Annotated in this window: 11 protein-coding genes; 8 read left to right on the forward strand and 3 right to left on the reverse strand. The window is 54.6% G+C overall.

Going from position 1 to position 13,103, the window contains the following annotated elements; all coding sequences use genetic code 11:
* The first annotated feature begins 89 nt into the window (after positions 1-89).
* Positions 90-1,472, forward strand: coding sequence for an amino acid permease (locus ACOTZP_RS02845; RefSeq protein ID WP_023306086.1), 1,383 nt, complete (start codon positions 90-92; stop codon positions 1,470-1,472).
* A gap of 39 nt (positions 1,473-1,511) precedes the next feature.
* Entirely contained in the window at positions 1,512-2,234 is a 723-nt protein-coding gene (folM, locus tag ACOTZP_RS02850) for a dihydromonapterin reductase (RefSeq protein WP_022647935.1), read from the forward strand.
* Here the strand turns inward: folM and ACOTZP_RS02855 are convergent.
* Positions 2,231-2,566, reverse strand: a complete 336-nt coding sequence (locus ACOTZP_RS02855) for a GlpM family protein (protein WP_022647934.1) — start codon at positions 2,564-2,566, stop codon at positions 2,231-2,233. The two genes, folM and ACOTZP_RS02855, sit on opposite strands and share 4 nt — an antisense overlap.
* Before the next feature lie 127 nt (positions 2,567-2,693).
* Between ACOTZP_RS02855 and rstA the strand changes: the two genes are divergently transcribed.
* The 4 genes from rstA to tus all read left to right on the forward strand — a co-directional run bounded on the left by rstA (position 2,694) and on the right by tus (position 6,847).
* Positions 2,694-3,410, forward strand: a complete 717-nt coding sequence (rstA, locus tag ACOTZP_RS02860; protein ID WP_032671147.1) for a two-component system response regulator RstA — start codon at positions 2,694-2,696, stop codon at positions 3,408-3,410.
* Between the two features lie 437 nt (positions 3,411-3,847).
* Positions 3,848-4,219 (forward strand): anti-adapter protein IraM, encoded by a 372-nt coding sequence (gene iraM / locus ACOTZP_RS02865; protein ID WP_023299972.1) that lies wholly within the window; start codon positions 3,848-3,850, stop codon positions 4,217-4,219.
* A 325-nt stretch (positions 4,220-4,544) separates the two neighbouring features.
* A complete protein-coding gene (gene rstB / locus ACOTZP_RS02870) occupies positions 4,545-5,843 on the forward strand; it encodes a two-component system sensor histidine kinase RstB (RefSeq protein WP_063149331.1) in 1,299 nt (432 codons plus the stop codon).
* A gap of 74 nt (positions 5,844-5,917) precedes the next feature.
* Positions 5,918-6,847: a DNA replication terminus site-binding protein gene (gene tus, locus ACOTZP_RS02875; RefSeq protein WP_022647930.1), complete on the forward strand. Its 930-nt coding sequence runs from the start codon at positions 5,918-5,920 to the stop codon at positions 6,845-6,847.
* On the opposite strand, the gene fumC is transcribed toward tus, so the two are convergent.
* The gene (gene fumC, locus ACOTZP_RS02880) at positions 6,848-8,242 is read right to left on the reverse strand and encodes a class II fumarate hydratase (protein WP_022647929.1); all 1,395 of its coding nucleotides are present in this window, start codon (positions 8,240-8,242) and stop codon (positions 6,848-6,850) included.
* 182 nt (positions 8,243-8,424) lie between these two features.
* Complete coding sequence (gene fumA / locus ACOTZP_RS02885) at positions 8,425-10,071, reverse strand: class I fumarate hydratase FumA (protein ID WP_180260416.1); 1,647 nt, start codon at positions 10,069-10,071, stop codon at positions 8,425-8,427.
* A 199-nt stretch (positions 10,072-10,270) separates the two neighbouring features.
* Here fumA and manA point away from each other — a divergent pair, with 199 nt between their 5' ends.
* Positions 10,271-11,446 (forward strand): mannose-6-phosphate isomerase, encoded by a 1,176-nt coding sequence (gene manA / locus ACOTZP_RS02890; RefSeq protein ID WP_271074860.1) that lies wholly within the window; start codon positions 10,271-10,273, stop codon positions 11,444-11,446.
* Positions 11,447-11,545: 99 nt separating this feature from the next.
* Positions 11,546-13,072 (forward strand): YdgA family protein, encoded by a 1,527-nt coding sequence (locus ACOTZP_RS02895; RefSeq protein ID WP_271074859.1) that lies wholly within the window; start codon positions 11,546-11,548, stop codon positions 13,070-13,072.
* Positions 13,073-13,103: the final 31 nt, after the last annotated feature.

Consider the following 13,103-nt stretch of genomic DNA (forward strand, 5'->3'; position numbering starts at 1 on the left):
AAAATCCCGCGCCTTAGCGTAATCCACCATTTTTATGCGCCTTAGCGAAATAATTATTCTGGATTTGGACTTTTCATAACAGGAAGCCAATGGAAAAGAAACTTGGCCTGAGTGCGTTAACTGCACTTGTATTGAGCTCAATGCTGGGCGCGGGCGTATTCAGTTTGCCGCAGAACATGGCGGCCGTCGCCAGCCCGGCCGCATTACTGATTGGCTGGGGCATCACCGGCGTCGGGATTTTGCTGCTGGCGTTCGCCATGCTGCTGCTGACCCGTATCCGACCGGATCTGGACGGCGGAATATTCACATACGCCCGTGAAGGTTTTGGCGAGCTGATTGGCTTCTGCTCCGCCTGGGGCTACTGGCTCTGCGCGGTGATCGCCAACGTCTCCTATCTGGTTATCGTCTTCTCGGCGCTCAGTTTCTTTACCGATACGCCCGAACTGCGCCTGTTTGGTGACGGCAATACCTGGCAGTCCATCGTCGGCGCCTCGGTGCTGCTGTGGATTGTTCACTGGTTGATTTTGCGCGGTGTTCAGACCGCGGCCAGCATTAACCTGGTGGCGACGCTGGCCAAGCTGGTGCCGCTTGGCCTGTTCGTCGTGCTGGCCTTCCTCGCCTTCCGTCTCGATGTCTTTACGCTCGATTTCAGCGGTATTGCGTTGGGCGTTCCCGTCTGGGAGCAGGTGAAAAATACCATGCTGATTACCCTGTGGGTGTTCATCGGTGTTGAAGGTGCCGTCGTGGTCTCTGCCCGCGCGCGTAACAAACGCGACGTGGGACGCGCCACGCTGCTGGCCGTCCTGGCGGCGCTGGGCGTTTATCTGCTGGTGACGCTGCTGTCGCTCGGTGTGGTGGCCCGCCCTGAACTGGCGGAGATGCGTAATCCGTCCATGGCCGGGCTGATGGTGAAAATGCTCGGTCCCTGGGGTGATGTGGTTATCGCGGCAGGTTTGATTGTCTCCGTCTGCGGCGCGTACCTGAGCTGGACCATTATGGCGGCGGAAGTTCCGTTCCTGGCCGCCACGCACAAAGCGTTCCCGCGCCTGTTTGCCCGTCAGAATAAAAACAGTGCGCCATCGGCTTCTCTGTGGCTCACCAACATCAGCGTGCAGGTCTGTCTGGTGCTGATCTGGCTCACAGGTTCGGACTATAACACGCTGCTGACCATCGCCTCCGAGATGATTCTGGTACCCTATTTCTTAGTGGGCGCATATCTGTTAAAAATTGCGACCCGCCCGGCACACTATGCGGTAGGCGTAGGTGCCTGTATTTACGGTCTATGGTTATTGTATGCTTCCGGCCCGATGCATCTGCTGCTGTCCGTGGTGCTCTACGCGCCAGGCCTGCTGGTGTTTATCTACGCTCGCCGTACGCATCAGCTTGATAATGCCCTTAAGCGCCGCGAAATGGCGTTGATAGGTTTGCTGTTAGTCGCTGCCGTACCGGCAACGTGGATGTTAATGGGATAGCGCCGCCTGTCCCATTGTTGAACTGAAAAGGAGATTACGATGGGACACACGCAGCAACGCCCAATATTGATCACTGGCGCAGGCCGTCGCATCGGCCTCGCCCTCGCCCATCACTTTCTCAATCTTCGCCATCCGGTTATCGTCAGTTACCGCACGGAATATCCCTCCATTGAAGGGCTACGACATGCCGGAGCCGTCTGCATTCAGGCGGATTTCTCCACGGATGAAGGTATTCTTGCTTTCGCGGAAAAAGTGAAATCGACCACCCCCGGGCTGCGGGCGGTTATTCACAACGCCAGTACCTGGCTTCCTGAAAAAGCAGGACATTCGCTCAGCGAAACGCTCGCCTGCATGATGCAGATCCACGTTAATGCGCCTTATCTGCTCAACCATGCCCTACAGGATCTGCTGCGCGGACACGGCCATGCCGCAGGCGACATTATCCATTTCACCGATTACGTGGTGGAGCGAGGCAGCGATAAACACATCGCCTACGCGGCCAGCAAAGCCGCGCTGGATAATATGACTCGCTCGTTCGCGCGCAAGCTGGCCCCCGAGGTAAAAGTCAACGCGATTGCCCCGGCGATGATTTTATTTAACGAGGGCGATGATGCCGAGTATCGTCAGCAGGCGCTTAACAAATCGTTGATGAAAATTGCGCCCGGCGAGAAAGAGGTGATCGACCTGATCGATTATCTGCTGACCAGCTGTTACGTCACGGGAAGGACGTTTGCCGTGGACGGTGGCCGCCCGCTGCGCTAGTGAAAGCGGCTCCAGAAGAAGATGAGCACCCAGGCGCTGAGGCTCCAGCAGACCACCGCCCCGCCCAGCGCCAGGGGCAGACGCAGAAAACCGGTGAAGTACCACAGCGACAGCAGATAAATGAAATACGGGATGATTGACCACATCCCGAATACAATGGTGGCACGCAGCGCCTCTATACCCCGCTCAGAGGCCACAATATAGTGCGCAATTAACGCAAAGGTGGGAAACAGCGGGATAAGCCCGGCAATGTAGTAGTTCTTCGTTTTAGCCAGCACCCCAATCAGCAGCACGACCAGCGCACCCAGCGCGGCTTTGATCAACAGCCCCATTCTTTTCCCTTAACAATCAAATAACATTCCCGTGCAGGATAACGGAACTCCGGCTAATTATGAAAGATTAATGGAAGGTTAAGGTTGTGCGGTGTATGTTGACGTTTTTCGCGATGACAGACGTAGTATGAATAAGATTGTTTATGTTGAAGATGAACCCGAAGTGGGTCAATTGATCGCCGCATATCTGGGTAAACATGATATTGAAGTGGTTGTCGAACCTCGTGGCGATCGCGCTGAAGACGTCGTCACCCGCGAAAATCCGGACCTGGTGTTGCTGGACATTATGCTGCCCGGAAAAGATGGCATGACGCTTTGCCGGGATCTGCGCGCGAAATGGGACGGCCCGATCGTTCTGCTGACCTCTCTCGACAGCGATATGAATCATATTCTGTCCCTTGAGATGGGCGCGAATGACTACATCCTGAAAACCACGCCGCCGGCGGTCCTGCTTGCTCGTTTGCGCCTTCATCTGCGTCAGCGTGCCAGCGCTGAGCGTGAAGCGCCTGCGCCCTCTTTAACGCCGCATAAGGCGATGCGGTTCGGCACGCTTTCTATCGACCCGGTCAACCGACAGGTTATGCTTTCCGGGGAGCTGATTGCGCTCTCAACCGCAGATTTTGACCTGCTGTGGGAGCTGGCAACTCATGCCGGGCAAATTATGGACCGGGATGCATTGTTGAAAAATCTGCGCGGCGTAAGTTACGACGGAATGGATCGTAGCGTTGATGTGGCGATTTCTCGCCTGCGAAAAAAACTGCAGGACAGCGCCACCGAGCCCTACCGCATTAAAACCGTACGTAATAAGGGCTACCTGTTTGCCCCGCACGCATGGGAAACCTGAAAAAAAACTACACAGTAAATTTCGAAAAATAACTTGCGATGCATCAGGAATGTTATCGGTATACGTCGTAAGTTTTCGATTATATGCATCGTTAGTCATGAAATATCCCTTGATCACATTCCTCTTACCTGTTCAATTTCGATGTGCATTTTTCGCGTAAACAAAAGTAGCTCTAATGTATTTCATTGCTATAGTACAATATATATTCAGCAGTTCAGGAACCATCATCGATCAAAAATCCGTCACTTAAATGCACATTGTGTTAAAAATGAACTTTACAATTGACTAAATTATTATCTTATCCTTATGAAAACAAAGGGTATATAGTTATCATATAAATAATATCGATCTTTTTCAATAGCTTACGCGTTTGCAGAAATCTAATTCTCATGCTAAACCTTATACTCTCTCAATTATTTAATGAACGAGGTATAGCAATGTCATGGAGAGTCATTAGCTCGGTAATTTGTCCTAACACGGGAATCGTTTATTCAAGCATCTTGGGACTCAAGTTCTTGAAACTCATCATTTGGTATGAAAGCGATGTCTATTTGTACCCCGGCGATAGGATATATCCGACAAAGAATGGCGTCTTCATTAATGGCGTTTTCAAGCCAATATCGATATACAACATCTCCCCTTACAACGAGATGTTATGGAGTGAAATTAAAAACAAGATGGCCTGCCCATACAATCGAAACCAGGAAGAGGAGATATGTACCTACGCGGTGCATTGCAACGCGCGTAAGTGTCCGCATGGGTTTATCACGAATCCACTGATTGTCAGCACAGTCAAATCCAGACATTAACGAATGTTGGTAATGTTCAGGTTACAAAGATAAGTCTCTTTGTCGCACCGTTTGCGCCGGATACCTCTCACTGGTAAACGCCATAAATAAAGCCACCCGCAGGTGGCCTTTGTCATTGTTATTCTGATTCACAAATACTCTCAATCGCAAATAAACTCGTATAGCGAAGCGTAAACGGATTACCCGGGCATTGATGGAATAAAGCGATGCCGTGTTTTATTACCTTTCGACGAATACCCCTTTTCAACGCATCATGCCTGACTTGCGCCCATAGCGACCCTGCTGGTAAAAGACGTGTAGTGAAGCCCCTGTTTCGGTGAAATTAATGAAGAAGCTGTTTGTTCAGTTTTATTTACTGCTGTTTGTCTGCTTTCTGGTGATGACCATGCTGGTCGGGCTGGTCTATAAGTTCACCGCAGAGCGTGCGGGCAGACAATCCCTGGACGATCTGATGAAAAGCTCGCTCTACCTGATGCGTAGCGAGCTGCGCGAAATTCCTCCGCATGACTGGGCACGTACGTTAAAAGAGCTGGATCTGAATCTGTCGTTTGATCTGCGTATCGAACCCATGAAGGATTTTGATTTAGCGCCGCCGGCGATGCAGCGTTTGCGCGACGGAGACATCGTCGCACTGGACGAGAAATATACCTTCATTCAGCGTATTCCGCGCAGCCACTATGTCCTGGCCGTCGGGCCAGTGCCCTATCTCTATTACCTGCACCAGATGCGCCTGCTGGATCTCGCCCTGCTGGGCTTTATTGCCATCTCGCTCGCTTTCCCTGTGTTCATCTGGATGCGACCGCACTGGCAGGACATGCTGAAACTGGAATCCGCCGCACAGCGTTTTGGGGAGGGTCATTTAACTGAACGCATACATTTCGACAGTGGTTCCAGTTTTGACCGTCTCGGTATTGCCTTTAACCAGATGGCCGATAACATCAACGCCCTGATTGCCAGCAAGAAGCAGCTTATCGACGGCATTGCGCATGAACTGCGCACTCCGCTGGTACGCCTGCGTTATCGCCTGGAGATGAGCGAGAACCTCACCGCCGCAGAATCGCAGGCCCTCAATCGGGATATTGGCCAGCTTGAAGCGCTGATTGAAGAGCTGCTGACCTATGCCCGCCTCGATCGGCCTCAGACGGAGTTGCACCTCAGTACGCCGGATCTTCCCGTCTGGCTACAGACGCATATTAACGATGTGCAGAGCGTTAACCCTCAGCGAAAACTGCTGACAGCCATTACCCCCGGCGCGTACGGCGCGCTGGACATGCGCCTGATGGAACGCGTGCTGGATAATCTGATGAACAACGCCATGCGCTACAGCGAAACCACGCTGCGCATAGGTTTAGATTTGCAGGGGAGCCAGGCAATTCTGTGCGTGGAAGACGATGGCCCCGGTATTGAGCCAGCGGAGCGTGAAAAAGTTTTCGAGCCGTTTGTGCGCCTCGACCCCAGCCGCGACCGTGCTACCGGCGGCTGTGGTCTGGGGCTGGCTATTGTCCGTTCTATTGCCCAGGCGATGGGCGGTTCGGTTCGCTGCGAAGCGAGCGAGCTGGGCGGGGCCCGGTTCGTCTTTAGCTGGCCGATCTATCACAACATTCCTCTTCCCATACCTGCCTGAACTAAACCGCACGCTGGCCTGACCCGGCGTGTTGTGCTATATCAGTAGTATGTTGTAACTAATTAAGGACTATTATGGCGACTTACGATCTCATCGAAAGGCTTAACACCACATTTCGGGAAATAGAGCAGGCGTTACTGACCCTGACGGCGCAACTACAGGGCTGCCGCCTGCTGGCCGCCCGCGTCTTTTCCCTGCCCGAGGTGGCGAAAGGCGCGGAACACGACCCGCTGAACACCATTGAGGTAACGCAGCATATCGGTAAAGTGGCGCTGGAACTGACGTTGCAGCACTATCGCCGCCTTTTCATCCAGCAGCAGTCCGAAAATCGCAGCAGTAAGGCCGCCGTTCGCCTGCCCGGCGTCATCTGTCTGCAAACGGATACCGCAACGCGTGAAGCCATTGAGGCGCAAATTACGCATATTAATACGCTGAAAGCCGCCTTCGAGAAAATCGTGACCGTTGAATCCGGGCTGGCACCGGCTGCCCGTTTTGAATGGGTGCATCGCCAGCTTCCGGGGCTGATCACCCTGAATGCTTACCGCACGCTGACGGTACTGCGCCACCCCGCCACGCTGCGCTTCGGCTGGGCCAACAAGCACATCATTAAAAACTTCACGCGCGACGAGATCCTGGCTCAGCTGGAGAAAAGCCTGAAATCGCCGCGAACGGTCGCCCCGTGGTCGCGGGAACAGTGGATTGAACGGCTGGAGCAGGAGTACCACAGCATTGCCTCCCTGCCGGCTGATACCCGTCTTAAAATAAAGCGTCCGGTCAAGGTGCAGCCTATCGCTCGTGTCTGGTATGCGGGACAGCAAAAGCAGGTGCAATACGCCTGCCCGACACCGCTGATTGCGCTCTACGATGCCGATCAGGGTGCGGTGGTGCCGGATATAGGAGAACTGCTGAACTACGATGCTGAAAACGTTCAGCATCGCTATAAACCCCAGGCACAGCCGCTACAGCTGATTATCCCGCGGCTGCACCTGTATGTGGCGCAGTGATTACCTGATGCTGCCCACCATCGCTTCCGGGCGGACCCAGGCATCAAACTCGGCGTCCGTCAGGTAGCCCAGCGCCAGCGCAGAGGCTTTCAGGGTAAGCCCCTCTTTGTGCGCTTTTTTAGCGATTTCGGCCGCTTTGTCATAACCAATATGGGTGTTTAGCGCCGTGACCAGCATCAGGGACTCATTCAGCAGCTGGCTGATTCGCTCGCGATTAGGCTCAATGCCCACCGCGCAGTGCTCGTTAAAGCTCTCCATGCCATCGGCCAGCAGACGAATCGATTGCAGTACGTTGTGGATCACCATCGGGCGATAGACGTTAAGCTCGAAGTTACCCGACGCGCCGCCCATGTTGACCGCAACGTCATTACCCATCACCTGACAGCACAGCATGGTCATGGCTTCGCACTGCGTCGGGTTTACTTTACCCGGCATAATGGAGCTACCCGGCTCGTTTTCCGGAATGCTGATTTCGCCGATGCCGCAGCGCGGGCCGGAGGCCAGCCAACGCACGTCGTTGGCGATTTTCATCAGCGAGGCTGCCAGCCCTTTCAGCGCGCCATGGGTATGGACCAGCGCATCACAGGTCGCCAGCGCTTCGAATTTATTCGGGGCGGTAACAAACGGCTGCCCGGTGATCTTCGCCAGCTCTTCGGCCACACGCACCGCGTACTCGGGATGGGTGTTTAACCCGGTGCCAACCGCCGTTCCGCCGAGCGCCAGCTCCGCCAGATGCGGCAGGCTGTTGTCTATATGCTTAAGATTGTGCTCCAGCATCGCCACCCAGCCGGAGATCTCCTGGCCAAGCGTCAGCGGCGTGGCGTCCTGCAGGTGCGTACGACCAATTTTTACAATGTCGCCGAAAGCCTGCGCTTTCTCGTTAAGCGTAGATTTGAGCACGTTGAGCTGCGGGATAAGCTGCTCGCGGATAGCGATGACGGCCGCCACGTGCATGGCCGTCGGGAACACGTCGTTGGAACTCTGGCTTTTATTCACGTCATCGTTCGGGTGAACCTTCCGCTCCATGCCGCGTACGCCGCCAAGCAGCTCGCTTGCGCGGTTCGCCAGCACCTCGTTCATGTTCATGTTGCTCTGGGTGCCTGAGCCGGTCTGCCAGATGGCAAGGGGGAATTCGTCGGGATGTTTGCCCGCCAGCACTTCGTCGGCGGCATTGATGATGGCGGAGGCTTTATCGGCATCCAGCAGGCCCAGATCCTGATTGACTTTGGCGGCAGCGCGTTTGGTCAACGCCAGCGCCTGGATTAGCGAGACGGGCATTTTCTCTGTCGAAATGCGGAAATGCTCCAGCGAACGCTGGGTTTGCGCGCCCCATAGCTTGTCGGCCGGGACGTCGATGGCGCCCATGGAGTCTTTCTCGCGGCGATGCATTGTCATTACTTACTCCTTGATAACAAAGATGGGATTGCTCACATGCTTAAGAGATAAGTATTGATGACTTCTGAGAAACGTTATGGCGCTTTGTGCGCTCTTTTTGATGTCGGGTGGCGGCTGCGCCTTACCCGACCTACGAGGATGTAGGCCGGGTAAGCGTCAGCGCCACCCGGCAATTTACAGAATTACTTCACACATGCCGAACACTGGGAAGACTGGATCTGTTTGAAGAAGTCGTTACCTTTGTCATCCACGAGGATAAACGCCGGGAAGTCTTCCACTTCAATTTTCCAGATCGCTTCCATACCCAGTTCCGGGTACTCCACGCACTCGAGGCTCTTGATACTGCCCTGCGCCAGCACCGCTGCCGGGCCGCCGATGCTGCCGAGGTAGAAGCCGCCGTGCTTGTGGCACGCGTCCGTCACCTGCTGGCTGCGGTTGCCTTTCGCCAGCATGATCATGCTGCCACCTTTGGCCTGCAACTGGTCGACGTAGGAGTCCATACGGCCCGCCGTCGTTGGGCCTAACGAGCCGGAAGCATACCCATCAGGCGTTTTTGCCGGGCCTGCGTAGTAGATCGGGTGATCTTTAATGTACTGCGGCAGCCCTTCACCGTTGTCCAGGCGCTCTTTCAGCTTCGCATGGGCGATGTCGCGGCCCACGATAATCGTCCCGTTCAGGGAAAGGCGCGTTGAAACCGGATACTGCGAAAGCTGCGCCAGGATCTCCTTCATTGGGCGATTCAGGTCAACGCGTACCGCTTCGCCCTCACCCGCTTTACGCAGTTCTTCAGGGATGTATTTGCCCGGGTTGTTCTCCAGCTTTTCGATCCAGATGCCGTCGCGGTTGATCTTCGCTTTGATGTTACGATCCGCAGAGCACGACACGCCCATCCCCACTGGACAGGATGCACCGTGGCGCGGGAGGCGGATCACGCGAATGTCATGCGCGAAGTATTTGCCGCCAAACTGCGCGCCCAGCCCCAGATTCTGCGCTTCGGCCAGCAGTTCCTGCTCAAGCTGCACGTCGCGGAACGCCTGACCATGTTCGTTACCTTCCGTTGGCAGGCCATCGTAGTATTTGGTTGAGGCCAGCTTAACGGTTTTCAGGGTGCTTTCAGCAGACGTACCGCCAATCACAAACGCGATATGGTACGGCGGGCAGGCCGCAGTGCCAAGGGTGCGCATCTTCTCAACCAGATAGTTCTTCAGCTTGCCCGGGGTAAGCAGCGCTTTGGTTTCCTGGTAAAGATAGGTTTTGTTGGCTGAACCGCCGCCTTTGGCAATGCAGAGGAATTTGTACTCGTCACCGTCGACACTGTAGAGGTCAATCTGCGCAGGCAGGTTGGTGCCGGTGTTCACCTCTTTGTACATATCCAGCGCCGCGTTTTGCGAATAGCGCAGGTTATCTTCGGTGTAGGTATTGTAGACGCCGCGCGCCAGCGCCGCTTCGTCACCGCCGCCGGTCCAGACGCGCTGGCCTTTTTTACCGGTGATAATCGCCGTGCCGGTGTCCTGGCAGGTCGGCAGAATGCCTTTCGCCGCGATATCAGAGTTACGCAGGAATTGCAGGGCAACGTACTTGTCGTTCTCGCTGGCTTCCGGATCGCTCAAAATATCGGCAACCTGCTGCTGATGCGCCGGACGGAGCATAAAGGAAGCATCGTGGAAGGCTTGCTGCGCCAGCAGCGTCAGCGCCTGCGGGTCAACTTTGAGGATCTCCTGCCCTTCAAACTCAGAGACAGAAACGTAATCGCGGGTTAACAGGTAATACTCGGTCCGATCCTGACTGAGGGGGAAAGGATCCTGATAATGGAAGGGTTTATTCGACATTATTCTCTCACTTACTGCTTCGGTCTGTTTATTCAGGACAGATGTTCCGCTGCCCGGCTTAAAAGCGAGTCAGCTTATCCTACACAATTTTTTAACAAAAACTGAGACTAGTACGACTTTTTACATCCGCAGGTTACTTCCATTCGGTTTATTGCTTTAATACGCGAAGTTAATTCCACATATGAATCAGGGCTTGATAATGCAAAAACTCATCAACTCAGTGCAAAACTACGCCTGGGGAAGTAAAACTGCGTTAACGGATCTCTACGGTATCGCCAACCCGGACAACCTGCCGATGGCAGAGCTGTGGATGGGCGCGCACCCGAAGAGCAGCTCAAAAATTGAAGATGCCAGCGGCCAGGTGCGTAGCCTGCGTGATGTCATCGATACCGACAAAGCCGCGCTGCTCGGCGATAAAGTGGCGAATCGTTTTGGTGAGCTGCCGTTTCTGTTCAAGGTATTGTGCGCCGACCAGCCGCTCTCCATTCAGGTTCACCCGAACAAAAAAGCCTCTGAGCTGGGCTTTGCCAAAGAAAATGCCGCCGGTATTCCGTTAGACGCCGCAGAGCGTAACTACAAAGATCCTAACCACAAGCCGGAACTGGTTTTCGCCCTTACCCCTTTCCTGGCGATGAATGCCTTCCGCGAGTTTTCCGAGATCATCTCCCTGCTGCAACCGGTCGCTGGGGCTCACAACGCGATCGCCCACTTCCTGGAAAACCCGAACGCAGAAGCCCTGAGCGCGCTGTTTGCCAGCCTGTTGAATATGCAGGGCGAGGAAAAATCCCACGCGCTGGCGGTGCTGAAAGCCGCGCTGAACGGCCAGCAGGGTGAGCCATGGGACACCATTCGCATAATTTCCGCGTTTTATCCGGACGACAGCGGCCTCTTCTCTCCGCTGCTGCTGAACGTGGTGAAGCTCAACCCGGGCGAAGCAATGTTCCTGTTCGCTGAAACCCCGCACGCCTACCTGAACGGCGTGGCGCTGGAGGTGATGGCTAACTCCGATAACGTACTGCGCGCGGGCCTGACGCCAAAATACATCGACATCCCTGAGCTGGTTGCCAACGTGAAGTTCGTGGCGAAACCTGCTGCGGAGCTGCTTACTCAGCCGGCGAAAAACGGCGCAGAGCTGGACTTCCCGATTCCGGTTGACGATTTTGCCTTCTCCCTGCATGACCTCAGCGCAGACGAAACCGCCATTGCACAGGAGAGCGCCGCGATCCTGTTCTGTGTGGAAGGCGAAGCGACGTTGCATAACGGTAGCGAGCGTCTGCTGCTTAAACCGGGGGAGTCCGCTTTTGTCCCGGCAAACGAGTCGCCTGTCTTCGTGAGCGGCACTGGTCGCCTGGCGCGCGTTTTTAATAAGCTTTAGGGACTTACTGAATTTTTTAACAACTCTTGCTAAGCTAGTAACAGGCGTTGTAACACCAGGCGGTTTTAACCGCCTGGTTTCATTTTAGGGATAATCGCAATGAAAAAATCGGTCGTAGCGGTAGGAGTGATTGTTGCTTTAGGCGTGATCTGGACGGGTGCTTCCTGGTATACCGGGAAACAGCTGGAAAGCCGTCTGGCAGAGATGATGGCACAGGCAAACAGCGAAATTAAGCGCAGCGCGCCTGAAGCAGGTCTGGAGCTGAGCTACCAGAACTACCAGCGTGGCGTCTTTACCAGCCATATGCAGGTGGTGGTGAAGCCGGTAGCGGGCAATCAGAACGCCTGGCTGAAACCGGGCCAGAGCGTGGTACTGGATGAAGTGGTCAGCCACGGTCCGTTCCCGCTGGCACAGTTGAAAAAGTTTAACCTGATCCCCTCTATGGCATCCGCCAGAACCGTACTGGTAAATAACGAGGTGACGAAGCCAATTTTCGATATGGCGAAAAATGAGTCGCCGTTCGAGATCAATACCCGCATCAGCTATGCCGGTGATACGCGTTCCGACATCGACCTGAAAGCGCTGAATTACGAACAAGGCACCGATAAAGTCGCCTTCAGCGGCGGTAATTTCCAGCTTGATGCCGATCGCGACGGCAAGAATGTCTCTCTGACCGGCGATGCCGCCAGCGGCCTGGTGAATTCAGTCAATGAATATAACCAGAAGGTCCAGCTTACCTTCAACAACCTGAAAGCCAGCGGCAATAGCCGTATGACCGATTTTGACGAGCGTATTGGCGATCAGAAGCTGAGCCTCGATAAGATCGCCATTGCGATTGAAGGTAAAGAGATGGCAGTGCTGGAAGGCATGGATCTGGACGGCAAGTCTGACGTTTCCAAAGACGGTAAAAGCATCAACACCCAGCTGGATTACAGCCTGAAAAGCCTGAAAGTACAGAATCAGGACCTTGGTACCGGCAAGCTGTCACTGAAAATTGGCAACATTGACGGCCAGGCATGGCACGAATTTAGCCAGAAATACAGCAAAGAGAGTCAGGCTCTGCTGACCGATGCCGCCCTGCAACAGAACCCGCAGGCGTACCAGCAGCAGGCGATGGCCGTGCTGTTTAATAACCTGCCGATCCTGCTGAAAGGCGAGCCGGTAATTACCGTTGCGCCACTGAGCTGGAAAAACGACAAAGGCGAAACCAACTTCAACCTGTCGCTGTTCCTGAAGGATCCGGCGGCCGCGACCGGCGAGCCGCAGACCCTGGCGCAGGAAGTTGACCGCAGCGTGAAATCGCTCGACAGCAAGCTGACCATCCCGATGGATATGGCAACCGAGTTCATGACGCAGATTGCGAAACTCGAAGGGTATGGTGAAGAAGATGCAGGTAAACTGGCAAACCAACAGGTGAAAGGCCTGGCGGCGATGGGCCAGATGTTCCGCATCACGAAGGTGGAAGACAACACCATTTCCACCAGCCTGCAATATGCTAATGACCAGGTAACGCTCAACGGCGACAAAATGCCGCTGGAAGATTTTGTCGGCATGTTTGGTATGCCGACGCTGGGCATTCCGGCACCGGCTGAACCGGCAGCGCCGCCAGCAGTACCGCAGCAGTAAACGAAAAACCCCTCGCATGAGGGGTTTTTTT

Source organism: Enterobacter cloacae complex sp. SYL001 (assembly GCF_049237025.1).
Taxonomy (GTDB): Bacteria; Pseudomonadota; Gammaproteobacteria; order Enterobacterales; family Enterobacteriaceae; genus Enterobacter; species Enterobacter intestinihominis.

Excerpts from the sequence above, each read along its gene's own strand:
- ACOTZP_RS02845 (WP_023306086.1), top strand. The coding sequence starts at position 90 with ATGGAAAAGAAACTTGGCCTGAGTGCGTTAACTGCACTTGTATTGAGC.
- folM (WP_022647935.1), top strand. The coding sequence starts at position 1,512 with ATGGGACACACGCAGCAACGCCCAATATTGATCACTGGCGCAGGCCGT.
- ACOTZP_RS02855 (WP_022647934.1), bottom strand. The coding sequence starts at position 2,566 with ATGGGGCTGTTGATCAAAGCCGCGCTGGGTGCGCTGGTCGTGCTGCTG.
- rstA (WP_032671147.1), top strand. The coding sequence starts at position 2,694 with ATGAATAAGATTGTTTATGTTGAAGATGAACCCGAAGTGGGTCAATTG.
- iraM (WP_023299972.1), top strand. The coding sequence starts at position 3,848 with ATGTCATGGAGAGTCATTAGCTCGGTAATTTGTCCTAACACGGGAATC.
- rstB (WP_063149331.1), top strand. The coding sequence starts at position 4,545 with ATGAAGAAGCTGTTTGTTCAGTTTTATTTACTGCTGTTTGTCTGCTTT.
- tus (WP_022647930.1), top strand. The coding sequence starts at position 5,918 with ATGGCGACTTACGATCTCATCGAAAGGCTTAACACCACATTTCGGGAA.
- fumC (WP_022647929.1), bottom strand. The coding sequence starts at position 8,242 with ATGACAATGCATCGCCGCGAGAAAGACTCCATGGGCGCCATCGACGTC.
- fumA (WP_180260416.1), bottom strand. The coding sequence starts at position 10,071 with ATGTCGAATAAACCCTTCCATTATCAGGATCCTTTCCCCCTCAGTCAG.
- manA (WP_271074860.1), top strand. The coding sequence starts at position 10,271 with ATGCAAAAACTCATCAACTCAGTGCAAAACTACGCCTGGGGAAGTAAA.
- ACOTZP_RS02895 (WP_271074859.1), top strand. The coding sequence starts at position 11,546 with ATGAAAAAATCGGTCGTAGCGGTAGGAGTGATTGTTGCTTTAGGCGTG.